Consider the following 23312-nt stretch of genomic DNA (forward strand, 5'->3'; position numbering starts at 1 on the left):
GCTCACTTTGCCACCCGCAATCTGTCGCGCTGCGACCACGCGGCGAACACAATGGCTGCGACCAGTATCGCGCCGGTAACGGCCGACTGATAGCTCGACTCAACACCGGAGAGAATGAGTCCGTTGTTGAGGATCGTCAGGAGGAATACGCCCAATACTGTGCGCAGGATCCCTCCTTTTCCGCCGCTGAGGTGAGTTCCTCCGATGACAACTGCGGGGATGACGATGAAAAGCACTCCGGAGCCGACAGTGGGCGACCCGATGTCGAGTTGAACAGTGGCGAGGATACCGCCGAGGCCACTCAGCACGGCGGCGATGGCAAAGACGGCGACCTTGACACGGAAAGCGGGGAGGCCCGCCGAGCGAACGATCGTCTCGCTGTTTCCAATCGCGAGGGTCACGCGGCCGATCCGAGTGCTGCGTAGAACGAGTATGCCGAGGCCAATGACGAGCAGCGCCACCCAGAAGGAGTTGGGAAGCCCCAAACTAATTCGCGAGGTCCAGCCTTTCAGCCCCTCGTCCTCAAGACGAGGGAGAAGGTCGGTTCCATAGAGCATGGTGGCGATTCCCAGGCCGACGTACCACATCCCCAGAGTGACGATGAATGAGGGAACTTTCAGTGCGGTGAAAATGAGGCCGCTGGCGACTCCGAGCAGGAGGGCCACGCCGAGCGCGATAACCCAAGCCCATGGCCCAAGGTCCACTCCTCCGCGCGAGTTGGCACTGAGGAGGATCCAGGTCATTCCGGTTGCCCCCATGACTCCCTCGACGGACAAGTCGATGGATCCAAGAAGGATGACCAAGGTCGCTCCCACGGCAACGATCAAGGGAATAGCGGACTGCGTCAGTATGTTTTGAACGTTGGATGCGGTCAGAAAACGTTCATTGAGTAGGGAAAAAACACCGATAAGGACGGCGAGAGCCACGAGTAAGCTCAATGGCTCGGCGAGACTTCGGAAACGAGCGCGACGCTCGATACCGGACTCGCGGATTCTGATCGCGGTGGTGGTTATCCCGCCCGCGCCCTGTTCCGACAAGACTTTGTTAACCATGAGAACTCTCCTCGCAGATACCGATCACATAATGGTGATGTGCCTGATCCGGCCCTCGTCGATCAGACGAGGGCCGGATCCAATAGCCGTGATGTTACGGCTTGGGCATTACTTCGGGTCCACCGCCGCCGGTGAGGGTGGCCGGCTCAGTGTCCCACGGGCCATTCTCGACAAGCTGGTCGACGAAATCAGCTGCAGCGGTGGGGCTGTCGTACTTCAGGTAGTCATCGAGGGTGTCGGGCGTTACACACTTGATATCAAAGAAGCTCGTACGCTTTTCCTTCGGCAGTTCAGACGGGACGATTTCTCCCGTAGCCGCCAGGTAAGCCGTGTACAGACCAATGGCGGAAGCCATGTAGCCACGGTGGAAGGTTTCCCCGACGATGGCGTTGTTGCCGTAGCCCTCTTTCATCATGGCCACCGTGTCGGGATACAGGCCATCGGAAGCGAACTTCACCTTGTCCAGCAGACCTGCGTCGTCGAAGGCCTGGATCGCGCCAAGCTGCATGCCGTCATCGGCACTCCACACGCCATTGATTTGATCCCCGTACTTCGCGATCAGATCTTTTGCATTCTGGTTGGCGAGCTGCGGGTCCCAGTTTGACGGCTGGTTCTCGAGAATCTTGATCCCGGGGTAGTTTTCACGCATTTCAGCCTCAAAGCCCGCGACACGCGTCTGGCTCGTCGTGCTGTCCTGGACGCCAGGGAACATGATGACGTTGCCCTTGCCGCCGAGCGCATCACCGATCGCCTTTGCGTTGCAGCGGCCCGAGTCGACGCCGGGGTGCTTCTGGAAGGCTACGAAATTATCGCCCGAGTCCCAAGGCTCGAAGTTGTCCGGCTTGTTCCACCAGATCGATACGTAGCCACCGGCACGCTTCACAGCGTCCACGATCGTCGGGGTGTCCGAGCTCGCTACGGTGTTGACGAACATCACGACCTTTTTGCCCTGAGCCAAAATTGCCTGGATCTTCGAGATTTCAGTCTGCGACGAGCCCTGGGAGTCGATGATCTCCAGCGGAATGTCGAGCTTTTTGGAAAGTGCCTTCGCTCCCTCAATGTTGGCGATGAAGTAGGGGTTGGTGGTGTTGATGACGGATGCAACGAGGACTAGGTCCTCCTTTGCAATCGGCCCGGAGGAGCCAGCGGCGGTTCCCCCCGCGGTCGACGTGCACCCGGCGAGCGCGAGCGCAGCGACAGCCGCGAATGCGGCAAGGCGGAGCGCGCCACGTTTGTTTTTAAGAGACATCGTTGACTCCTTGATGGTGGGTAAGGCTTGAATTTAGGTCGGTTGCATTTTTATTCAGTGACTCATTTTTGATTCACTGTGAGTGATAGGGGAATCATACGCACGTACGCACGAGGATTTCCCCGGATAGCCCACTCGTGACCGATTCGTTACGATTCGGCACCGAAGGTCGTGCTTCAGCTCAAGGATCGAAAGAAATCCTGAACGTCTTTGACGTAGACCTCCGGTTCCTCCAGGGGAGCAAAGTGGCCACCACTGCTGTGAACCCGGTACTGCTTGAGGTTGAAATACTTTTCCGTCCAGGTCTTCGGAGGCTTGTAAATCTCTCCCGGGTAGATCGAGACCGCCGTCGGCACCCCGACGACCGGGAAGCGGTTATGACTCGGCGTCCAGGGATTTCCGCGGCACTCCCAGTAGTAGCGGGCTGACGTCCCGCCCGTGCCCGTGAGGAAGTACACCGCGGCGGTCGTGACCAGATCTTCCTTGGGCCAGACGTTCTCGAATGCTTTGGTGCCACTGCCACGTTCCGCGAGTCCCCAGAAGTACCGCTTTTCGGTGATCCAGGCCAGTTGGGCGGCCGGTGAGTCGGTGACGAGAGCCGCGAGTGTCTGTGGCTTCGTCAATTGGAGCTCGCCGTAGCCGCTTTCATTCTCAACGAACAACTTGCCGCGATCAAACCACCCGTCTTCTTCAGCGGAGTATTCGCTCGCCGCCGGCAGTCCCAAGGCAGCGTCGTACTCGACGCCATCGGGCTGGTCGGGGTGTTCCGCTAGGTAGTGCGACATCTGGGCGGGAAAGTGCGTGTAAACGCCGATGACGTCTGTTTCATACTTGTGACCGTGCTGTTGGGCGATCAGCGCTCCCCAGTCGCCCCCTGCGGTGGCGTAACGGTCGTAACCGAGGGCCTGCGTCATGAGGACGTTCTCGAGATCGGCGGTTTTCCAGAAATTCCAGCCCGTCTCAGCCAGTGGTGAGGAGAACCCGTAGCCGGGCAGGGAGATCAGAACCACGTCAAACGAATCGGATTCCTGGCCGCCGAATTTCACCGGATCGGTCAGAGGCTCGATAATTTTGCGGACGTCCCAGAAAGTCCAGGGCCAGCCGTGGTGCAGAAGCAGCGGCTTTGGATTCGATCCCTTGCCGCGCACGTGGATGAAGTGTAGGGGAACGCCCATCAGGTCGACCTTGAAGTGTGGCAGCTCGTTCATACGGCGCTCCACATCGCGCCAGTCATACTCGTTGATCCAGTAGTCGATGAGCGTACGGTGATACTCAGTGTTGTAGCCGTAGCGCCAATCCTCGTTTGCGAAGTCTTGAGGAAATCGGGTCCGCTTCAGCCGCTCCATCATGTCGTCAAGATCTGCGTCGGGGATGCGGATCTCGTACGGACGAACATCGAACGAATTCGACAATGTAGAACCTCCTTGTTCCGTGTCGCACACAGGTAGAACTTTATATTCAGTACCTGAGTGTATATTCATGTTATATCCCAGATAGGGATGCGTGTCAACGAATCGCGCGAGCTCAGAAGACTTCCCGCGCAGCGGCTCATTGACTCTCATCGCTGAATCTGTGCCGTTCACGCCGGTGCCAAAAATAGTAATCCGGGAAAAGCTTTGATATCGCCCGGGCATCCGACGCTGTTCAGGTGGCGTGCCGGTTCACGTTGCGCTACGGAAGCTGCGCTATAGTCTGCGCGCAGGGTCCGAATGTCGTGGTCCGGTTTCGCCGAATGAGTTGATCGCTGCGAATGCAGCCATTACGAGAAGGAGAAGTGAACCATGGGCACTGGCCTCGACAAGTACGCAGATATGAAGCCACACTGGGATTACCCGGTCATCATTGAGTCGCACATCAATGGGATTCGCACGAAAGAAATGAACCCGAACACCCCGATTTCCTATGACGAGATCGCGGAAGACGCGATCCGTTGTTGGGAGGCGGGAGCCGGCGCGATCCACGCCCACAACACCAGTTTCGATCTCATGGGCGAAGACGCATTCAAGGACTACATGCGCACCTGGGACCAGGTATTGCGGAAGCACCCGGACATTACCTGGTATCCCACCACCTGTAATAACCTTCGCCTCAAAGGCGACGAGAACGGGCTGCAGCACGTTCCCTTCCTTATCGAAAAGGCAAACGTTCGGATCGCCTGTGTCGATACCGGACTCACGCTTTTTGCTACAGAAACGGACGCCGAGGGCTACCTCATTGGCCCCGAATTCGGATTCAATTACGAGCGCGTTGGCAGCCAAATCAAGATGCTGCGTGATTACGGCTCACCGATGGTCTTCGGCGTCTATGAGCCAGGGCACCTTCGCCACGCCATGCACTATGTCAACAACGGGCTTTCCACGCCCGGCTCTATGTGGGATTTCTACCTCATCGGAGACTATGGCCTCACCGCTAAGGATCCCATCGGGACGAACGGCATGAAGCCGAGTCTTGAGAGCTTGTACTACTACCTCTGGATGATTGAGGAAGCAAAGGTGAAGCACCCGTGGTACATCTCTATCTGGGGCCAGGGGGCACTCGACGACACCTCGATCCTCCGCAGGGCGATCGAACTTGGGGGCCACATCAAGACTGGGTTGGAGTTGTTCTATGACCCGGCCCGCAACCCCACGAACCTTGAGCTACTTCAGCAAGCCCAGGAGATCGCGCGAGAGGTGGGTCGCCCCATAGCGACACCTGACGAGGCTAGAGCGCTCTACAACATCCGGTAACCTGCGCCCGTCACCCAACCTATGGAGAGGATGCGGCCGGGCTATCTGCCCGGATACGGGCTACTCGCGCCAGCACGCCGTCAACGATGGTCTTTTGTGGCAGCGCCCAGGCCGCGTGTCGTTGTTGAAGCCCGGTTACGAGCTCGTGCACCACTTCGTCGAGTGAACCTTGCACGCCTTCGTCGCGAACACTTCCCAGGCTTTCTCGTGACCAATCAAGTTTCATGGCGCTGTAGACCGCGTCCACGACCGGACGAAGTCGGTCGGGTGTTTCCAGCACGATGCAAGCCGTGAGAAGCCTGGACCGGCGCATGGCGCGCTGAGCAAGTCCCACGATTTTCACCTGTCCCCGTGCATTTACGCTGTGGGCTCCTGCGCAATATTCTCCAGGCACTGGACCCACTCGGGCGTCGATGCCCAGATCGCTCAGCACGTCCCGAAAACAGGCGGCGCCAGCATCGAAAGCCGCAATGTGATTGTCGAAGAGAGCCAGGGGTGCCATGAGGTCGATGACGAGGCACGTTTGGTCGTACGCCACCGCCCGTCCCCCCGCGAGGCGAATCACCGGGTCGAAGCCGAGCCTACGAGCAGCTGCCGACGCGCCAGCAAATTCGGGCATCAAACTTTCGCGGCGACTGAATGCCACGGTTGGAACCGGTCGATACGCCCTGATCCGAGCTTGAGGCTTGACATCCTCTTGCATCTCGCGAAGCAGACGCAAGCTTTCATCGATGTCGTCCTGGGCCGTGGTTCCGACCCGGCCCAGTGATAATTCCGGCAGGCCAGTGGGCAGCTGTTGTTTCGCCCCCGTCATGGCGTGCAAACGAGATTTGTGTGGGCACGTCGTGGGATCGCCATCCGTCAATCTCCTTGCCCGGGGATTTGAACTAACCCAAGGCCGTAGTTTAGATCCAAATGGATATTCTTGCAATTGACGAATCTTGATACACTTGAGCGACCTAGGGAGAGGAAGAATCGTGGCTGCTGTTCCCGAACCGCGCCGCTTCATGACGAAGGTGGCGCGTATGTATTACACCCACGGCATCCGTCAGGTCGAGATTGCGTCGAGCCTGGGCATATCGCAAGCCCGCGTTTCCCGGCTGCTGCAAGCCGCAGAACAGGCGAAAATTGTGCGAACGATTGTCGTGATCCCCGAGGGCCTGCACGCGGAAATCGAAGAAGATCTTCAGAAGCGCTACGGGTTGTCCCAGGCTCATGTCGTGGAGGCGCTGGATCCCAACGACGAGGCCGGCATCAATCGCGACCTCGGCGAGGCTGCCGCATTGATCCTCTCGGCGATGCAACTATCGGGGAAAACCATTGGCTTCACTTCCTGGAGCCGGTCGCTGCGGTCACTCGTGTCTACTCTCGAACCGTCGAAAAAGAGATCCACCGCTACTCGCATCGTCGAAATGCTCGGAGACGTCGGCCCCCCACAGCTCCAGCATGATTCCACCCGATCCACGCAGCGCTTTGCCGACCTGATCGGGGGGACGCCCCTGTTCATCCGCGCTCCCGGGGTTCTGTCGTCCGCGGAAATGCGTGAAGCCATGATTAGCTACGACGTGCACACCCGCGAAGCAATCGCAGCGTTGGACGAGCTGGACGTCGCTCTGGTCGGTATTGGCACCTGCAACATCGATGCGCCGTTGGAGCCGGGTGGCAACTTTTTCACAGTAGAGCAATTCGAAATGGCGAAGTCGCTGGGCGCCGTGGGACAGATCAACCTCAGGTTCATCGATGCGGAGGGAATCCCGATCGTCAGCGAGCTCGACTCCCTAGTGATCGGTGTGACCCTGGCCCAGCTTCCGGCCAAGGGCGGACGATTTGCCGTCGCTGGTGGAAGGTCGAAATACGAGGCTGTGCGCGCAGCCCTTCGTGGCAACTGGATCGACACCCTGGTCACGGATATGGAAACCGCGGAGCGCCTCCTGCGCGAGTGATCTGCAGGTGGCGGTTGCCCGCGCAAACGAGCATCCGCCACCGCCTGCGCGCTGTTAGAGCGGCGCCTCCAGCTCCGATTTCAACGCCGCAAGGAACCGGGCCGCAACGGCTCCGTCCAAAGCGCGGTGATCCGACGTCAATGTCAATTCCGCGATGGGGCGCCACGCCCCGCCGTCCTCGGTCCAGACATTTCGGCGGATCGTGGCTCCCACCGCCAGGATCGCAGCCTGGGGGGCATTCACGATGGCGTCGAAGCGTGTCACACCGAGCATGCCGAGATTCGAAATCGTAAACGTTCCTCCGGTGATGTCCTCGCGCCCCAGTCCCCCGGTACGGGCACGGCCGACAATGTCGCGCCTGCGCAGGGCGATCTCTTCGAGATCCAACTGATCAGCGTTGTGAATGATCGGTACTGTCAAACCCTTCTCCGTGGCAACCGCTATTCCAACGTGAGCTCGTTGAAAAGACACCACCGCTTCGCCATCGACGTGGACGTTCACCTCCGGCACGCTGGTCAGAGCATGCGCGGTCGCGCGAACGAGCACGTCAGTCACTGTCGCTCCCGACACGACTTCCTTGGCACGCGATGCCTCCGTCATGTCGACTTCCACCGTGAGGTGGAACACAGGCGCTTCCCACGCCACGACCATGCGTCGCGCCGCGGTGCGACGCATCCCCTTCAGCTCGGTGCGCTGGCCCTCGTCAAGTTCCAATGGTTGCGTCATCACGCCCGCGCTTCGGTCAAAACGGTGGCCGTCGACGCACCGGCACACCCGTACTCACGCATCTTGGCGATCGTCGCTTCGATCATCTGGCGCTTTCCTTCGGACATAGCGTCTTCGAACTGACGGTCACCCTTGGCCCAGGTCTCTTCGATACCGCGTCGGAAGGCATGGCGGAGATCTGTATCGGCGTTCAACTTATGCACACCAGCCGCGATCGCGGCGCTGATATCCGACGCTGGCACGCCCGACGCTCCGTGCAGTACAAGGGGAACGCCCGTGACGTCACGAATATGCTGGATGCGTTCGATGTCCAGGGGTAAAGGGTCCCCGGAGCTGATGCCGTGCATCACACCGGCCGAGATCGCCAGGAAGTCAACGCCGGTTTCCGCGACAAAACGTTCGGCTTCGTCGACATTGGTGTAGTGCGCTGACCAGTCGATCCCATTGGACGCATCGGGAATGCTGCCCAGTTCCGCTTCCACCGGAACGCCGAATGAATGTGCGACCTGAACGACGTAGCGGGTCGTTTTCAGGTTTTCTTCAAACGGCAAGTGCGAGCCGTCGAACATGATCGAGTCGAATCCGAGGCGCAGGGCTTCGAAAACCTCGCCGTATGTACCGTGGTCCAGGTGGATGACCGCATCCGCTTCTGTGCCGTCGAGTTCACGACGGGTCATGCGGTACGCGGCTTCGAGGCCCATGTGCGGAACGATCGCTCGTCCAACTTGCAGGAACACTGGTGATTGAGAGCGAATGGACGCTGCGATCAGCGCTTGTGTGGTCTCAGGGTTGTGCATATTGAAACCACCTACCGCGTAGCCGCCTGCGCGGGCGCGGGCAACGTAGTTTTCGGCTGTATTCGGGGTCATCATGATCCTTTCAATTGGTTCAGTTGTTGGACTGGCACGTCAGTGTGCGGCCAGTATTGGGATGGAGCCTAGGACCGTTCCATTCGTCGGATGAGGCGGTGCCGGCGGCATCATGCGCGCCGATCGCACAGCCGCCTGCCAACCGCCATAAAGCTGGTCGCGGCGTTCGCTACTCATGCGAGGCTCGAATACTCGCTCCACACGCCACGTCTCGCGCACGAGATCTTGCGCGTTCCACAGACCTATTTCTGCCCCGGCGATGTAGGCGACTCCGAGTGCGGTGCGTTCGAGGCCCTCCGGTCGAACGACCGGCAAGCCGAGGATGTCTGCCTGGAACTGGCACAGGAAGTTGTTGCAGACTGCTTTTCCATCTACCTTCAGCGACGTCACGTTCATACCGCCGGCGCGCAACGCGTCAAGATTGTCCCGCGTCTGATATGCCATGGCTTCAAGCGCTGCGCGAACGATTTGATCGATGCCCGTGTCGAGAGTCAAACCAAAAATTGATGCCCGGACATCTTTGTCCCAGTAAGGATCGCAGAGGCCAGCGAACGCGGGAACGAAGTAGACGCCCTGCGTGTCTGTGACCCGTTCGGCAATGCGCTCCATCTCCGCTATAGATCCAACTGCCCGCATCTTGTCACGCAGCCAATGCAGCGTCTGCCCGCTGTGGAATACCACCCCTTCGACTTCGTAGCTGGTCAGCCCCGGAATGTTCATCGCCACGCTGGTGGTCATTCCGGCCAGGAGCAGTGGGCTGCTCCCCACGTTAGCGACGAGCACGCCAGCAGTTCCAAACGTGTTCTTGACTGATCCCTCGTCGAAACATCCCTGCCCAAACAGACCGGCCTGTTGATCGGCGACGACCGCGTGGATCGGTACGGGGTGGCCGACGCCGCCGGGAAGAATGCTGGGGTCAAGGTAGCCGAAGAGTGAACTGGAAGACCGCACCTCGGGGAGTAGCTCCTGCGGGATTCCGTATACCTCGCAGAGGCGGTCGTCCCACTCGAGATCGTCGATGTTGAGCAGCGCCGTTCGCGACGCCGATGTCGCATCGGTGACATGCGCGCGCCCACCGGTGAGGTTCCAAACAAGCCAGGTGTCGACTGTTCCGGCAGCGTAGGCGCCCGTACCTGCAAGCGCTTTGAGCCCCGGGACGTTTTCGATGAACCATGCCAGCTTGGGGGCCGAGAAAAACGAGTCGTTCCGAAGCCCGGTGCGCATGCGGATCTCAGCGTCGAGCCCCATGTCTGACCAGCGTTGTACGATCTCATCGGTCTGGTGTGAAGACCACATGATCGCGTTGTGCACGGGTACAAAGGTGGATCGGTTCCAGATCAGACAGGTCTCGCGGTGAGTTGTCACCCCGACCGTTGCGATATCACGTGCCGTCAGCCCCGTCCGGTCCATTACCTCGTCGATCGCTGCCCGCATCGCACTCCACAGCTGGGCCGGGTCAAGCTCGACCCAGCCGTGGTTCGGGAAAAGGGGCGTGATCGGATTTGATGCCTCGGCGACGATGCGTCCGTCCGCATCGACGAGTACCGCCCTCGCGCTGCTCGACCCTTCGTCGAGCGCGAGAACATAGCGGCCGGTCACGAGTCTGCCCGGCCGCCCTGGAGGCCGGCGCCGCCGACGGTCAACCCATTTTCGCGTTCAGCGGATGTCGCGCGACCCGGAATTTGCGCAGTGGGCCGGCCGGGGACTGCCAGGTGACCGAGCCACTCAACGTAGCCGTCGAGTTCATTCTGGATGCGATTTTCGTCCCAGCCGCTGATGGCCGCGATGATCGTCGCGATCCGCTCGGCGCCTTCGATTCCGTGATCCGGTTCAAACGCCAGCAGAAGTCGTCTCGCCATGACGTCTGTGAGAGTACGCGCAAATTCCTCATTGATTGCAAAAACCACTTCAGCGGCCAAAGCCCCCGACTTCTCATCGACAATCTCGGCCAGACTGGCGTCGTTACCCACGAGAGCCACTATGTTCGCTGCCCGCACTCCGTACAGCGCCAGGAGGCGCTTTGCCACTCGTGGTGGCAAAGCACCGTTCGCAATGAACGCCTTCGAGAACGCCGCATAGTTTGCCACTCGAGCACCAGGAAGTGGGCTCGTCAGCGTGATTGTTTTCACCTTCTTGGCGCCCAGGCTGCGAAGTGCCAAGTCGACGGCGTCCTCTGACAGCTGTCGGAAGGTCGTGAGCTTGCCCCCGATAACGGAGAAGAGGCCTTCGACGCCGTCTTTGGCGTGGTCGTGGATGATGTGGCTGCGCGGAATCTTCCATTCGGGCACACCGGGCGCATAGGGCAGTGGTCGCACTCCGCTGTAGGTGTAAAGAACATCACCGGTGGTGAGCTTGGCGCCCGGCACGAGAGTGTTGACCTCGTTGAGCAGATAATCGATTTCCGACTGTTCCGCGCGAGCAGAGTCCGGCTCCTCGTCAAAGAGGTTATCGGTGCACCCGATCAGGTATCTGTTCATCCACGGTATGACGAGCACCAGACGGCCATCCGCCTGTGACTCGTAGTACACGACGTCATGCGGCGCCCCGGGGAAGGGAGCTACGACAATGTGGCTTCCTTTGGAGCCGCCGATGAATCGAGGTGAACTGACTCCCTCAAAATCCGAGAGCAGGCGGTCGACCCACGGGCCAGCGGCGTTCATGACCACACGCCCATTCACGAAATGGCGCTCCCCTGTGATGGAATCGATGTACTGGACGCCGGTCACACGAGAACCGGACTTGAGTAGCCCGTCGACTCGCGAATGGGTGACGATGTCGGCCCCGTCACTCTTGGCTGCCACCGCGAGTTCAACGCAGAGTCGCTCAGCATATTCGACCTGCCCATCGATGAAGACCGCCGAACCTGAAAGTCCGGCGGGCTCCATCCCAGTGAAGCGGGACAGCACAGCGCGTTTGGTCAGAATGCTGTGGTTGGGCTGCTTCTTGTCAAAGGACAGTACGTCATAGGCGATCATGCCCAGGCGGATCAACCATGACGGCCGCTTGTTGCGAGCATAGAAGGGCATGAGCAGAGGCACGGGCTTGACGAGGTGCGGAGCGAGCTTGAAGAGGCGCTCGCGCTCCTTCAGAGATTCGCGGACCAGGGCGAAGTCCTTGTGCTCGAGGTATCGCAGGCCTCCGTGAATGAGTCGCCCCGACCATGCGGAGACACCACTGCAAATGTCTTCCTGGTCGATGACGATGGTTCGCAGCCCTCGCGCAGCCGCATCGCGGGCTATGCCAAGTCCGTTGATACCAGCACCGACGACGACGAGGTCGTACGGTGCGCGGGTGTCGCGCGCGTTCACCAAAGATGCGCTCATGGCTCCTCCTGCTTCGTTGTTTTTTGTCTAAGCTCGCGTTTATTCGGTTTCGATCACGGCAAGAATGGTGCGGACCTCGACTGAGGCACCTTCCTTAACCAGGATCTCGACCAGGGTTCCCGTAGCAGGTGACTCCAGGGTTTCCTCAACCTTCTCCGCCTCAACCTCCGCCAGTGGTTCGTCCTCGTCGACGTGGTCGCCCACCTTCTTGAGCCACTCCACGATCGCCCCTTCGCTCATTCCCATTCCCCACTGGGGAAGCAACACATCTATGCGAGCCATTAGATTCCTCTTTCGTTATTAGACTGCGGTTGCGACCGGCTGAAGCGCCGGCAGGTCGACCACGCGACGAATGGCGGCCGCGATAGTGGCTCGAGTCGGGTACATCTGCTTTTCCAGCGATGGGCTGAAGGGGATCTGCATGTCCGGTGCGGTCACACGAATGATCGGGGCTTTGAGAGAGTCAAAGATTTCTTCCGCGACAAGCGCACTGATTTCCGCCGCGGCACCGCAGGTACGGTGAGCAGGTTCCGCCACAATCAGTCGACCTGTCTTCGCCACTGATCGCAGAATGGCATTGCGATCGAGAGGGACGAGCGTGCGGGGGTCGATGACCTCAACAGACACGCCTTCCTTCGCAAGTTCTTCTGCGGCAGCCACGGCTTCCGGCACCGAACTCGATATGGCTACGACTGTGACATCGGTCCCCTCACGCGCCGTGCGGGCAACGCCCAGCGGCACCCAGAACTCGTTCTCATCGACGTCCTCCTTCGTGCTCCACAAGAGGCAGGCCTCGAAACTGAGCACCGGGTCGTCGGAGTCGACCGCTGAGCGGAGTAGCCCCTTGGCGTCTGCGGGCGTGGCGGGCGCGATGATCTTGAGGCCCGGAACGTTCATGAACATCGGATACGGACGGTCCGAGTGGTGCGCCCCGGTGTTCAGTCCGTAGAACATGGCAGAGCGAAAAACCACGGGCATCGAGGCCTGGCCGCCGAACATGTACCGATTCTTTGCTACCTGGTTCACGAACTGATCCATAGCCATGTAAAGGAAGCTGGAGTAGGAGAGGTCGACTATCGGGCGCAGCCCGGTCATCGCAGCACCAGCTGCCGCGCCGACAATGCCCTCCTCGGAGATCGGGGTGTTGCGAATGCGGTTCTTGCCGTACCGCTGCAGAAAATCACCCTTGTCGCTGCGGGATTTGCCACCGCCGGTGGTGCCATAGACATTGGCTTCAACGTCTTCGCCGATGATAATGACGCGCTCGTCAGCGTCCATCGCCTCGCGCTGGGCTGCCCCAATAGCACCCAAATAGCTCATCACAGTCATGCTGCGGACTCCTTGTCGGTGTAGAGGTCGTCGAAAGCGACGGAGAGATCGGGGTAGGGGCTCGCGTCCGAGAATGCGACAGCTGCGTCGACCTCGGCGAGCGCAGTGGCCTGCAGGCCATCAAGTTCTTCTTCAGAGAACCCCTGCGACGCCAGATACTGCCGGAAAAGCACGATCGGGTCTTTTCTCAGCCAGGCCTCACGCTCATCGGCGTTCCGGTAGTCCGTGCCTAGCCTCAGCCCTTCGGAGTGCTCGTTATAGCGGTAGGTCATGACCTCCACGAGAGTGGGTCCGTCGCCGGCGCGCGCCCGAGCCACCGCTGCAGATACCGCGTCGTACACAGCCAGAACGTCTTGCCCTTCTTCAACTTTGATCCCGGGCATCCCGAATCCGGCGGCACGCTCGGAGATGATGCCCGATGTAACGGTGTGAGCCGGAGTGCTCAGAGCGTACTGGTTGTTCTCGCACAAAAAGATCATCGGGAGGGCCCACACCCCGGCCATGTTCATGGACTCGTACAGGACACCCTGATTGGCTGCTCCGTCACCGAAGAAGGCGAGCGCCACTTTTCCGTTGTTCAGCACCTTCGACGAAAGGGCTGCTCCATTGGCGATCGGGATGGAAGACCCAACAATGCCGGACTCGCCGAGGCTTCCCACAGCGAAGTCAGCGAGATGCAGCGAGCCGCCCTTGCCTTTGCAGACCCCCGTTGCCTTGCCTACGAGCTCAGCCATGAGCGGGCCGAGCGGTGAGCCTTTTCCGATGGGGTGCCCATGGCTGCGGTGGTTTCCACTCATGTAATCACCGGTGCCGAGGGCCATGGTGGCGCCAACGACCTGCGCCTCCTGCCCGATGCTGGTGTGCACGGTGCCGGGAATGTGGCCTCGTTTCACCATCTTGGATGCGCGCTCATCGAACGCTCGGATTCGCAACATTCGCAGCTGCATTTCGCGCAGGGTATCGCGTGCCAATTCGGCCATTGGAAACCGCCTTTCTCTCGACGTCTTTGTCTGCGTTCGCGAGTGAATATTCATTCGCGTTATGAAACTCTATGCTACGCACTTCCGGGTTCCACTGCAAGCGATACCGATGGAACATCAGACCAACCAAGTTGATGCCGTACAGCCGCCGGAATGACATGGTCCACTCGGTCAAGAATGTAGGTCGGCTGATCCGCTGTAGCGGTGCGCGCCACCGAGTCGAGGTCGGCGTCTCCGGTGAGCACGAGCGCGGAGTCCATCCCGGCATCCACGGCCATTTTCACATCCGTGTAGAGCCGATCACCCGTCATCAGACACTGCTCTGGCCGTAACCCGAGGGTCGCCATTACCGTCTCGAGCATTATCACGCTGGGCTTCCCCGCATTGGCAACACAGGACACGCCGGTGCACGCCTCGATCGCCGCGACGATCGCGGCCGCGTCAGGCTCCCCGCGGCCGCCAGGAAAGGGGCAAAAGCGATCCAGATTGGTAGCCACCAGGATCGCATCCCGCTTCCATAAAGCGTCAAATGCTATTTGAAGCTTGGAATAGTCGAAACTTCGGTCATAGCTCGCCAAGACAATCTCTATCTCGTCCGGGTTGGAAGACGTCAGGATGCCAGCCTCCCGCAGGGCCGCTATCAGCGGCTGTTCAGCAATCGGGTAAACCGTTTTACCGGGGTGTTCGCGCCTGAGCCAGGCGACCATACTCACCACTGAGTTGACGACCTCCTCTGGCGCAACCTGAATGCCAAGTTTCGTGAGCTTGGATACGTACATTGCCCGGTTGAGCGTCGGGTTGTTCGAGAGAAACACCACCCGACGTTTCATCTCGCGGAGGTGTGCCAGGAGCTGGAGCGCTCCGGGAAGAAGCTCCTCGCCCAGATAAATGGTGCCGTCCAGGTCGAAGAGATACGCGTCGTAGACCCGTTCGGGCAGCGTCTGCGGTGCGTAGTCACGCGTCGACGCCGCGGATAGGCCGACGCTGGTCGCCGTTGTCTCACTCACGCCATCACTTCGATCCGGTCATGGAAAAAGGAGCGGAACGCTGGGTAGATCGCTGCATATCGGCGGTAAAGCGTTTCGTAGTCGTCGGCCGCTGCCTGGCTGGGTTCGTATCGGAAATCGGTAGCACTCATGGCCTCGGCGGCGTGGCGAATGCTCGGGAATAGTCCCGCCCCGAAGGCCGCGAGCATGCCGGCACCGAGACAGGTTGTTTCCCTCTGGCGCGACAATACAACGGGTCGGCGCAGAACATCCGCCATTATTTGACACCAGAGTGGGCATTGCGAGCCGCCCCCCATAGCGACGAACTCTTTGACCGTGTCCCCCGTTGCTTGCTCAACCTGGTCTTGACTTAGGCGCAGTTCGAATGCAACGCCCTCCAGGATTGCGCGGTAGATGTGGGCGCGACGGTGCACGCCCTGGAGGCCAACCATGATGCCGCGGGCCTCATGGTCCCAGTACGGCGTGAGCGCACCGTTCCAGTAGGGGACAACATAAAGGCCGTTACTGCCGCGAGGCACGGCCGCCGCTTCCGACTCGAGGTTCGCCTCGACCCCGCCGAGAAACTCCTCCGAGGTATGAATGAACGTATCGATGAACCAGGAGATCATGTAGGTACCTGCCCCCACAAAGGTCTCGTACGCAAAGCTGCCCGGTATCGTACCCAGCATCGCTCGATACGCCCGGTCGGGCTGATAGTGGGAGGAATACGTTCCTGAGATCAGGCCGGTACCGATATTGAGGTACGCTCGCCCGGGCGCCGCGACCCCCGCGCCGAGGCCGGCGCATTGGCCGTCACCGGCTCCCGCGACAATGAGCGTGCCGGGAAGCAGGCCGAGAAGCTCGGCGGCATCGACGGTGAGGCCTCCCATGACGTCTCCGGGAGAGTGCAGGGTCGATAGTTGAGAGCGATCGAGACCGAGGTGCGTCAGGACGGCTGCGTCGTAGTCGCCGGTTCGAATGTCTACGAGGCCAGTGGGGTCCATACTCGCCGTCGAGGTCGCCCAGAGGCCGGTCATGCGGTGAACCAGATAGCCATGCACCTCGACGACGTGCGCCGTGCGACGCAAATTCTCGGGTTCGTGCTCGGCCATCCATAGCAATTTGTAGTACGAAACGGTGGTGTTCGGTGGCTTACCCGTGCGGTCATGCACACGGGTAGAACCAAATCGGTCCACTTGTTCGCCAGCCCTGGAATCGAGCCACAGTATCGCGGGCCTCACGGCTTCGCCATCGTCGTCGAGGCAGACGAAACTCTCGCGCTGGTGGGTCACGCTGAGGGAAACGACACGGCTGATGTCGAGTCCCGCGACGGCACCGCGCACTGCGCTTTGCATAGCTGTCCACCATTGGCGCGGATCCTGTTCGCCGCGGCCCGGTGCGGGGATGCTCAAGTCCAGCTCGGCCCGCCCGCTGGCCACCTCGGTGCCATCCGTGTTCCAGACACTCGCTTTCGCGCCGGTGGTCGAGCAGTCCACCGCGATGACCACGCGATCACTCATGATGTTGGCTCACTCTCCGTCTGAAAGGCCTGTTCAATCACTGCATCCACGTCGGCCGACGTCCACCACCCGAGCAGGAAGAGCAAGTCAATGACAGTAAAGCGATCGCGCATGAAAAGACAGTTCGCTACGGCCCACCGCCAGATATCCGGGGTCACCCAGTCCACAAGGCCCCCCGGCGTGGTCGGTGAGCCAGCGGCGAGAAGACCGGCAGACAACGACGCGGGCGTGGGAACCGTGGCAGCGATAGCGACACCATCCGCGACAACATTGGCGACAAGGCCTTTCATTCGCTCGGGGTCGGCGTTCCACGCTTCGATCTTGCGCGCGTAATCGGACCAGCATTCCTCACCGCGACCGCCTGTCTCGTCGCACACATCAAACGCTCGCTTCACCAGCTGCTCGAGGTCGCTCGCTGCGGGGAAACGGAGGGTGATCTCACCCTCGGCGACTCGGCGGCGCAAGAGGTCCCATGCTGCGGACGCAACCTGAGTTGCAACGCCAACCTGAGCTCCATGGAGGCCGGTCGGTAAATTGTGGGCTGCGGCGTACATGTCGAGCATATGCGAGACGACATGCTCAACACCGGAGAGGCAGGCCGTGGTACCCGCAATTCCTGTGCCCATTCCGCGGATAGCGAGCATCCGCGTGAGGTCGAGCACAGCTCCAGGTGCACCCTCGGAGAGACCGTCTGCCCAGGTGGCGGGGTCTCCCGCGAACTCGAGCAGAAAATCCCGCGGAGTCAGCCGGAAACTGTTGTCGAAGCCCAGGCGGTTGGCGAGATCCCAGTCGGCAGGAGCGGTATAGAGCGAAAGCACCTCACCGAAACCAGCAGTGTTCATGGCAACGGGGGCGTCTGCGATTGTCGTCGTGTCGGCGAGCACTACGTCGGGCCACCGGGACGGGATGGTGCGCTTCACCCCATTGCGCAAGACCACCGAGACGTTGTCGGTAAAGCCATCGACAGATGCTGCGGTCTGCACGATCACGAGCGGGATCCCACCGAGGCGGTCGGTCGCCACCTTCCCGATGTCGGAGATAGTGCCGCTACCGATCGCAACGGCGCAGTCATACCCTTTAATTGCCGCCGTGGCAGTCTCGAGCGCTTTTTCGTCGGCGTGCAGCTGTCCCCCATGGCCAAGCACGACAACGTCCACCACGAACGCTTCGGCAAGGAGCAGGCACAGTTGCTGTTTCAGATCGCGGCCGTCGCGCAGAATGGCCGTCTCGTCGACCAGCACTGCGACTCGGCGCGTTTCCGTTGGCCCTTTCGGTATCAGGCCTTTCACTGCGGAGACTAAATCGAAGCTTGCTTCGGGTGAAATCACCAGTGAGCGGATGCCGAGCGGCACCAGTTCGGCCGCGTCGGCTGTTGAGGCGATGACCGCGCGGATCGCGTCGAGGTCGGTGGGATCGGTGATTGCGGCGAATGTACTCATGTGTGTCTTCTGCTCGACTTTCGGTCGGTGAGCACCGCGGCGGCGATAACGGCGCCAATAACGACGGGCTGGAGGTTGGCGGAGACGTTCAGGAGCGACATTCCGTTATTCAGGACTCCGATTATGAGGAGTCCGACGAACGTGCCCAAAAGGCTGCCCGAGCCGCCAGAAAGGCTGGCACCGCCGATGACCACTACGGCGATAACGTTCAGAAGGTCAGCAGCGCCAGCGGTGGGCTGAGCGGAGTCGAGTCGTGATGTCACCAGTAGACCGGCTATCGCGGCGAGTAATCCGGCGATAGTGTAGACCAAGATTTTGGCGCGGCGCACGGGAAGTCCGGAAAGGCGAGCAACTTCCTCGTTTCCACCGATCGCGTAGAGCGCACGGCCCGACGGCCTGAACTTGAGCCAGAATGCCGCAATAGCAAATATCGCGACGAGAATGACGCCCTCAATAGGAAGGCCGAGAACGCTCGTAGCCGTAACCGCAATGAACCAGTCGGGGAACCCCGTGATTGGGTTGCCATTCGTGATGAACAACGCGAGGCCAGCCGCTGCTGACATAGTTGCCAGCGTTGCGATGAACGGCTGCAGTTTGCCGTAGGCGGTAAGGATGCCGTTGATGAGACCGACGAGGGCACCCACGACGAGGCCAGCGAGGAGCGCAACCTCGAACGGCCACCCGGCCATTTTGTACATGGCGGCCATGGACATCGAACTGAGCGCCAGCACGGAGCCAACGGAGAGGTCGATACCGCCCAGGAGGATGATCAGGAGCGCTCCGACCGACATAACGCCGACAGCTGAAACCTGGCTCAGGATATTGAGCAGGTTGCGAGGGGTCAGGAAGTACTCGGAGAGGAATGAGAGCGCGACGAAGATGACGATCAGGCCGATCAGGGGACCGGGAATTTGGCTCATTGTTCGCCGGAACCGACCGGTGTTGTCGGACGTAACAGACGGCGGCGCGACCGCGCCGTGGGCAGGAGTAGCGTCTGGCCGAGGTGGTGTGACGTTGCGGTCGACTATGGCCATGGTTCAGTTCTCCTGTGTTCTCATCGGCGTTTGATACTCTGCTTCGCCGTCGATCGGCGACTCGAGTGGGGATTCTTTTGGCACGTTGCTGAGCGCAAGGGCCATGACTACTTCCGGTGTCGCGTCCGCGCGGTCGAGAATCGCACGCTGGAGGCCACCTGACATCACGAGCACGCGGTGCGACAGGCCGAGTACTTCTTCAAGTTCTGATGAGACGACGATGACGCCGACACCGGTTTCGGCTAGCGCTCTGATGGTCTCGTAGATCGTCATCTTCGCCCCGACGTCGACGCCCCTGGTGGGCTCGTCGAGAATGAGCACCTTGGGCTCGTTCACCAGCCACTTCGCCAGCAGCACCTTCTGCTGATTCCCGCCAGAGAGAGACCCTACGGGGATGTCGAGCCGTCCGCGGATGTCGAGGAAGTCTCGTAGCTTGTTCGCGGTGGCCGTCACCTTCTTCTTGGTGATGATTCCGGCAGAGCTTAACTTTTTCTCCCACGGAAGGGTGATGTTTTCGGCGCCGGTTCGGTCCAGGTTGAGACCTTGGCCCTTCCGATCTTCGGGAACCATCGCGATCCCTGCGTCGATGCCCGACCGTGGGTTTTTGATGTGAACGACCTCGCCGCGCACGCTGATCTCGCCCGCGTCGGCCTGGTCCGCCCCCGCGATGGTGCGCACCACCTCGGTCCGGCCAGCTCCCACGAGTCCAGCAAAACCGAATATTTCACCCCGCCGAACATCGAAGTCGATGCCCGCGAATACCCCAGCCTTGCTCAGTCCTTTGACAGACAGTGCGATCTCGCCAGTAGCGGCCTGTGGTGCCCGGTGGGCGAAGACGAAGTCGCGGCCAACCATTGCTTTGACCATTTCGTCTTTGGTGATCTCACTTGCTGGCCAATTTCCCACCAACGCGCCGTCCCTGAGGCACACGATCGTATCCGCGACTTCTTTGATCTCTTCCAGGCGATGGGAGATGTACACGATTCCAACGCCCCGTTGTCTCAAAGCTGCAATTTGAGCGAAAACGTGCTGGGTTTCGGATTGTCCGAGTGAAGCCGAGGGCTCGTCGAAAATGATGTATTTCGGTTCTCGAGAGAGGGCACGTGCGATCTCAATTTCCTGCTGCGCCGCGATGGAAAGCCCTGCAACGGGGCGGCGCGGGTCTGTCTGGGAACCGACGAGCTCGAGATATTCTTTCGCCTCGTCGTTGATGCGATTTCGGTCAATCACTCCTCGGCGCCGAGGTAGCCGCCCAATGAAAATGTTTTCCGCTACCGACAGCTCCGGAACCATACGAATCTCTTGATGGATAAGCGCAACGCCGTGTTTCAATGCGTCTGAAGGCCGAGCTGGTTCGTAGGGAACACCGTCAATGGTCATCGAGCCCCCATTGGCTTCCACTATGCCCGCGATGATGGACGACGTCGTCGACTTGCCGGCCCCGTTCTCGCCGATGAGTCCGATGACGGTTCCGGGCCGCAGCGTCATGTCGACGTCCTTGAGCACGGAAATTCCCCAGTAGCTTTTCGAGAGCCCGGTGCAAATGAGACCCGCAGAATCTCCGCGTGCCTGGCCGTCGTCAATTGTCTGTTCTAGTGTCTCTACCACTGTCATCCATTCATCGCGATCGGAATAGGACCGGTGGGAGACATTCCAACGAAGTCTGGACATCTCCCACCGGTGATATGTTCGATTACTTGAAGTCAGGGCCGTAGAACTTTGCGGGATCGTTTTCAGCAACGTTCTCGCTGGTGACGAGCACCGTGTCCTGATACTGGAGTTCGGGAATGTCGCTACCGTTTCCCTCGGCAATCTTCACCGCATCCTGCACGGACATTTGCCCCATGAGATACGGCTGCTGGGCCATTGTGGCCTGGGTGAGTCCGTCTGCGACCGCCGTGAACATCGTCGGGAATCCGTCGATACCCACAAAGACCAGGCCGGAGCGGCCCTCCTGCTGCGCTGCCTTAGCTGCGCCCAGAGCCATGGCGTCGCTTTCGCCGAAAATTCCCTTCAAATTGGGATTTGCCGTCAGGATGTTCTGTGCGGCAGTGAATGCCTTGGTCTCGTCCCACCCGGCTGATTCCTGACCGACAACTTTGACGTCGGGATAGTTCGCCAGTGCGTTCGCGCAGCCTTCGCTGCGCTGCAACTCCGCAGTGGAGCCAAGCGGGCCTTGGAGAATTGCTATGTCGCCCGCGCCACCGATCTGGTCAAACATCCAGGTGCACAGCTTCTCGGCTGCCGCGACACTGTCCGTCGCGATGTACGTTGCAAGTTTTCCGTTGCCAGACTCCGGCTTTTGGTCGACGGCGATGATGGGAATACCGGCGTCGTTGGCCAGCTTGACGCCGGCTGCAGCTGACGTCGCGTCCTGGGCGATGAAAATGATCACGTCAACCTGCTGGGTGATCAGATCCTGAACCTGGTTGACCTGCTGACCGGAATTGTTATTGGCGGAGAGCGTGACGAGCTTGTAACCGGCCTCGTCCGCAGCCTGCTCCATTCCGTCTACGGCCGCGACATAGAAAAGCGACTTTTGGTCCGCGACCGCGATGCCAATCGTTTTGCCATTGTCGCTGCCGTCACCGACGTTGGCTGCTGGGACGACAGTTGGGCTGCAGCCGGTGAAGAGGAGAGCCGCCGACAACGCGGCTGCAGTGACGATCATACATTTTGGACGAAATTTGATGCTGTGCATGGGTTTCTCCCTTGAAACTACTCACGGTTTGGTGTATATTTATTCAGTAGTTGATCGACCATGCGGTCTGAGTCGAGTTTGACATGGCCCTGGAGGTCTGTCAAGCACCTGTTCTGGTTCAAGCCGGATGGCTTGCCTGATAGATCACGCAGGCCGTGAAGAATCCGACGGCGGCGCCGAGTCAAAAGAACATCTGCGTTCGCGCCATGCTTTTCGGGGCTGATCACGCCGGAGTCGCAGCGGTCGAATACGCGCCGGCCGTCGAACGGCCGAAGGTCTCACCGAGGCGGTCGCCCAGCGCGGCCGAGAGCGCGATGGTCGAAATGACGACCCACGGCGGCTGGCTGATCACCCCCAACGGTAAGACCGCTCGTGAAGAACGACAGGGTGTCGCCGCGCAGGAGGAAGCCTTCCTCCCAAAACACTGAGATTCGGGCAGAGGTCGTTACCAATTGTGGGATGAAGTCCAGAATGGCAGGCATGACGATCTTGTCTCGCGCCTCCCTGGTAAGCGGAGCATTTGTGCAACTGGCGGACGCTCTCGTGGGCGAGTACGATTCCGCTGATCTCCTGCGTACTTTGGTTGATCAGTGTGTTGTGTTGCTCGACGCCACGGCAGCGGGTCTTCTGCTGGCGGACCAACGTGGCAATCTTCAGGTCATCGCCTCCACGAGCGAGGAAAGTCGCCGTGTCGAAGTACTTCAACACCAGGCCGGAGCCGGTCCCTGCTTTGACGCGTATCGATCCGGCATGGTAGTCACGCTGAGCGATATTGCAGCGGGCGGCAACGACTATCCCGAGTTTCAGGCGGCGGCGCTGGCCCAAGGCTTTCAATCCGTACATGCCATTCCGATGCGCTTTCGTCCAAATACAATCGGCGCACTGAATTTGTTTCGAAATCGGAAAGGCTCGTTGAGTGATGAGGATGCGGTCATCGGGCAGGCACTGGCCGACGTTGCCACCATCACTCTCCTTCACGAACGCACAGCTAGAAAAAACGCGACGGTGAATGCTCAACTTCAGCACGCACTAAACAGCCGGGTTTTCATCGAGCAGGCAAAGGGGGTCATTGCGGCACGCAACAACATCAATATGGATGAGGCCTTTAAACGCCTCCGTGCGCACGCCCGTTCGCGCCAAGAGCCCATGCACAGAAGTGCCGCTGACGTCATCAACAATCTCGTACTGATCTAGGCGAAGTATCCCCTGCGGCGCAGGAAGCAAAGCAGGCCAGTCACCATCAGTCGAGCGAGTCGAGTGCGCCGGTTGGCTTGGTGACTTTCAGCGCCGTGTCCACGGTGGGGCTGCCGGCGCTGGGTCACTGGTGCGGGCTCGGGTTGTGGGGCAGTGGGTTTGTGGTGGGGTGTGCGATGTGGCGGGCCTCGCGTGCTGTGTGCACGTGGGGCCCGCCTGGTTCCTGCGAGGGAATTCT

The 23312-nt window shown here is 60.1% G+C and carries 21 protein-coding genes; 4 read left to right on the forward strand and 17 right to left on the reverse strand.

The genetic code is table 11. The features are described from left to right. Nucleotides 1–2: 2 nt before the first annotated feature. The 3 genes from CXY70_RS05340 to CXY70_RS05350 all read right to left on the reverse strand — a co-directional run bounded on the left by CXY70_RS05340 (nucleotide 3) and on the right by CXY70_RS05350 (nucleotide 3884). Complete coding sequence (locus tag CXY70_RS05340) at nucleotides 3–1052, reverse strand: ABC transporter permease (RefSeq protein WP_104191343.1); 1050 nt, start codon at nucleotides 1050–1052, stop codon at nucleotides 3–5. A gap of 94 nt (nucleotides 1053–1146) precedes the next feature. Continuing rightward, nucleotides 1147–2301: a sugar ABC transporter substrate-binding protein gene (locus tag CXY70_RS05345; protein WP_104191344.1), complete on the reverse strand. Its 1155-nt coding sequence runs from the start codon at nucleotides 2299–2301 to the stop codon at nucleotides 1147–1149. 176 nt (nucleotides 2302–2477) lie between these two features. Next, complete coding sequence (locus CXY70_RS05350; protein ID WP_158250917.1) at nucleotides 2478–3884, reverse strand: epoxide hydrolase family protein; 1407 nt, start codon at nucleotides 3882–3884, stop codon at nucleotides 2478–2480. Nucleotides 3885–4082: 198 nt separating this feature from the next. Here CXY70_RS05350 and CXY70_RS05355 point away from each other — a divergent pair, with 198 nt between their 5' ends. Further along, the gene (locus tag CXY70_RS05355; protein WP_104191346.1) at nucleotides 4083–5030 is read left to right on the forward strand and encodes a 3-keto-5-aminohexanoate cleavage protein; all 948 of its coding nucleotides are present in this window, start codon (nucleotides 4083–4085) and stop codon (nucleotides 5028–5030) included. 19 nt (nucleotides 5031–5049) lie between these two features. Here the strand turns inward: CXY70_RS05355 and CXY70_RS05360 are convergent, their stop codons facing one another. Next, on the reverse strand, nucleotides 5050–5649 hold the full coding sequence (locus tag CXY70_RS05360; RefSeq protein WP_146066067.1) for a hypothetical protein: 600 nt from the start codon (nucleotides 5647–5649) through the stop codon (nucleotides 5050–5052). Between the two features lie 358 nt (nucleotides 5650–6007). Between CXY70_RS05360 and CXY70_RS05365 the strand changes: the two genes are divergently transcribed. Then, on the forward strand, nucleotides 6008–6973 hold the full coding sequence (locus CXY70_RS05365) for a sugar-binding transcriptional regulator (RefSeq protein WP_104191348.1): 966 nt from the start codon (nucleotides 6008–6010) through the stop codon (nucleotides 6971–6973). Nucleotides 6974–7027: 54 nt separating this feature from the next. Here the strand turns inward: CXY70_RS05365 and CXY70_RS05370 are convergent, their stop codons facing one another. The 13 genes from CXY70_RS05370 to CXY70_RS05430 all read right to left on the reverse strand — a co-directional run bounded on the left by CXY70_RS05370 (nucleotide 7028) and on the right by CXY70_RS05430 (nucleotide 21850). Then, on the reverse strand, nucleotides 7028–7699 hold the full coding sequence (locus CXY70_RS05370) for a 2-oxo acid dehydrogenase subunit E2 (protein WP_104191349.1): 672 nt from the start codon (nucleotides 7697–7699) through the stop codon (nucleotides 7028–7030). Further along, nucleotides 7699–8568, reverse strand: coding sequence for a class II fructose-bisphosphate aldolase (locus tag CXY70_RS05375; protein WP_104191350.1), 870 nt, complete (start codon nucleotides 8566–8568; stop codon nucleotides 7699–7701). Before CXY70_RS05375 ends, CXY70_RS05370 begins: the two co-directional genes overlap by 1 nt. A 39-nt stretch (nucleotides 8569–8607) precedes the next feature. After that, the gene (locus tag CXY70_RS05380) at nucleotides 8608–10167 is read right to left on the reverse strand and encodes a glycerol kinase GlpK (RefSeq protein WP_104191351.1); all 1560 of its coding nucleotides are present in this window, start codon (nucleotides 10165–10167) and stop codon (nucleotides 8608–8610) included. Beyond that, nucleotides 10164–11891 (reverse strand): glycerol-3-phosphate dehydrogenase/oxidase, encoded by a 1728-nt coding sequence (locus CXY70_RS05385; RefSeq protein WP_199183377.1) that lies wholly within the window; start codon nucleotides 11889–11891, stop codon nucleotides 10164–10166. The genes CXY70_RS05380 and CXY70_RS05385 overlap by 4 nt, the downstream gene beginning before the upstream one ends. A gap of 39 nt (nucleotides 11892–11930) precedes the next feature. Then, entirely contained in the window at nucleotides 11931–12173 is a 243-nt protein-coding gene (locus tag CXY70_RS05390) for a biotin/lipoyl-containing protein (protein WP_104191352.1), read from the reverse strand. A gap of 18 nt (nucleotides 12174–12191) precedes the next feature. Continuing rightward, complete coding sequence (locus CXY70_RS05395; RefSeq protein ID WP_104191353.1) at nucleotides 12192–13220, reverse strand: alpha-ketoacid dehydrogenase subunit beta; 1029 nt, start codon at nucleotides 13218–13220, stop codon at nucleotides 12192–12194. Next, the gene (locus tag CXY70_RS05400; RefSeq protein ID WP_198417896.1) at nucleotides 13217–14200 is read right to left on the reverse strand and encodes a thiamine pyrophosphate-dependent dehydrogenase E1 component subunit alpha; all 984 of its coding nucleotides are present in this window, start codon (nucleotides 14198–14200) and stop codon (nucleotides 13217–13219) included. The genes CXY70_RS05395 and CXY70_RS05400 overlap by 4 nt, the downstream gene beginning before the upstream one ends. A 74-nt stretch (nucleotides 14201–14274) precedes the next feature. Then, nucleotides 14275–15207 (reverse strand): HAD-IIA family hydrolase, encoded by a 933-nt coding sequence (locus CXY70_RS05405; RefSeq protein ID WP_199183378.1) that lies wholly within the window; start codon nucleotides 15205–15207, stop codon nucleotides 14275–14277. Further along, on the reverse strand, nucleotides 15204–16706 hold the full coding sequence (locus CXY70_RS05410) for an FGGY-family carbohydrate kinase (protein WP_104191354.1): 1503 nt from the start codon (nucleotides 16704–16706) through the stop codon (nucleotides 15204–15206). Before CXY70_RS05410 ends, CXY70_RS05405 begins: the two co-directional genes overlap by 4 nt. Then, nucleotides 16703–18145, reverse strand: coding sequence for an iron-containing alcohol dehydrogenase (locus CXY70_RS05415; RefSeq protein ID WP_104191355.1), 1443 nt, complete (start codon nucleotides 18143–18145; stop codon nucleotides 16703–16705). Before CXY70_RS05415 ends, CXY70_RS05410 begins: the two co-directional genes overlap by 4 nt. Then, on the reverse strand, nucleotides 18142–19065 hold the full coding sequence (locus tag CXY70_RS05420) for an ABC transporter permease (RefSeq protein WP_104191356.1): 924 nt from the start codon (nucleotides 19063–19065) through the stop codon (nucleotides 18142–18144). Before CXY70_RS05420 ends, CXY70_RS05415 begins: the two co-directional genes overlap by 4 nt. Before the next feature lie 117 nt (nucleotides 19066–19182). Continuing rightward, nucleotides 19183–20919 carry a sugar ABC transporter ATP-binding protein gene (locus tag CXY70_RS05425; RefSeq protein WP_233205754.1) on the reverse strand — a complete coding sequence of 579 codons (1737 nt, stop codon included), beginning with the start codon at nucleotides 20917–20919 and terminating at the stop codon, nucleotides 19183–19185. Beyond that, on the reverse strand, nucleotides 20873–21850 hold the full coding sequence (locus CXY70_RS05430; protein ID WP_104191358.1) for a substrate-binding domain-containing protein: 978 nt from the start codon (nucleotides 21848–21850) through the stop codon (nucleotides 20873–20875). Before CXY70_RS05430 ends, CXY70_RS05425 begins: the two co-directional genes overlap by 47 nt. A gap of 185 nt (nucleotides 21851–22035) precedes the next feature. Here CXY70_RS05430 and CXY70_RS05435 point away from each other — a divergent pair, with 185 nt between their 5' ends. After that, nucleotides 22036–22308 carry a hypothetical protein gene (locus CXY70_RS05435; protein WP_104191359.1) on the forward strand — a complete coding sequence of 91 codons (273 nt, stop codon included), beginning with the start codon at nucleotides 22036–22038 and terminating at the stop codon, nucleotides 22306–22308. Between the two features lie 52 nt (nucleotides 22309–22360). Continuing rightward, nucleotides 22361–23074, forward strand: a complete 714-nt coding sequence (locus tag CXY70_RS05440) for a GAF and ANTAR domain-containing protein (protein ID WP_104191360.1) — start codon at nucleotides 22361–22363, stop codon at nucleotides 23072–23074. Nucleotides 23075–23312: the final 238 nt, after the last annotated feature.

This window comes from Cryobacterium sp. Y82 (genome assembly GCF_002929495.1).
GTDB classification, from domain to species: Bacteria; Actinomycetota; Actinomycetes; order Actinomycetales; family Microbacteriaceae; genus Cryobacterium; species Cryobacterium serini.

Excerpts from the sequence above, each read along its gene's own strand:
- CXY70_RS05340 (WP_104191343.1), bottom strand. The coding sequence starts at position 1,052 with ATGGTTAACAAAGTCTTGTCGGAACAGGGCGCGGGCGGGATAACCACC.
- CXY70_RS05345 (WP_104191344.1), bottom strand. The coding sequence starts at position 2,301 with ATGTCTCTTAAAAACAAACGTGGCGCGCTCCGCCTTGCCGCATTCGCG.
- CXY70_RS05355 (WP_104191346.1), top strand. The coding sequence starts at position 4,083 with ATGGGCACTGGCCTCGACAAGTACGCAGATATGAAGCCACACTGGGAT.
- CXY70_RS05360 (WP_146066067.1), bottom strand. The coding sequence starts at position 5,649 with ATGCCCGAATTTGCTGGCGCGTCGGCAGCTGCTCGTAGGCTCGGCTTC.
- CXY70_RS05370 (WP_104191349.1), bottom strand. The coding sequence starts at position 7,699 with ATGACGCAACCATTGGAACTTGACGAGGGCCAGCGCACCGAGCTGAAG.
- CXY70_RS05375 (WP_104191350.1), bottom strand. The coding sequence starts at position 8,568 with ATGACCCCGAATACAGCCGAAAACTACGTTGCCCGCGCCCGCGCAGGC.
- CXY70_RS05385 (WP_199183377.1), bottom strand. The coding sequence starts at position 11,891 with ATGAGCGCATCTTTGGTGAACGCGCGCGACACCCGCGCACCGTACGAC.
- CXY70_RS05390 (WP_104191352.1), bottom strand. The coding sequence starts at position 12,173 with ATGGCTCGCATAGATGTGTTGCTTCCCCAGTGGGGAATGGGAATGAGC.
- CXY70_RS05395 (WP_104191353.1), bottom strand. The coding sequence starts at position 13,220 with ATGACTGTGATGAGCTATTTGGGTGCTATTGGGGCAGCCCAGCGCGAG.
- CXY70_RS05400 (WP_198417896.1), bottom strand. The coding sequence starts at position 14,200 with ATGGCCGAATTGGCACGCGATACCCTGCGCGAAATGCAGCTGCGAATG.
- CXY70_RS05410 (WP_104191354.1), bottom strand. The coding sequence starts at position 16,706 with ATGAGTGATCGCGTGGTCATCGCGGTGGACTGCTCGACCACCGGCGCG.
- CXY70_RS05415 (WP_104191355.1), bottom strand. The coding sequence starts at position 18,145 with ATGAGTACATTCGCCGCAATCACCGATCCCACCGACCTCGACGCGATC.
- CXY70_RS05420 (WP_104191356.1), bottom strand. The coding sequence starts at position 19,065 with ATGAGCCAAATTCCCGGTCCCCTGATCGGCCTGATCGTCATCTTCGTC.
- CXY70_RS05430 (WP_104191358.1), bottom strand. The coding sequence starts at position 21,850 with ATGATCGTCACTGCAGCCGCGTTGTCGGCGGCTCTCCTCTTCACCGGC.
- CXY70_RS05440 (WP_104191360.1), top strand. The coding sequence starts at position 22,361 with ATGACGATCTTGTCTCGCGCCTCCCTGGTAAGCGGAGCATTTGTGCAA.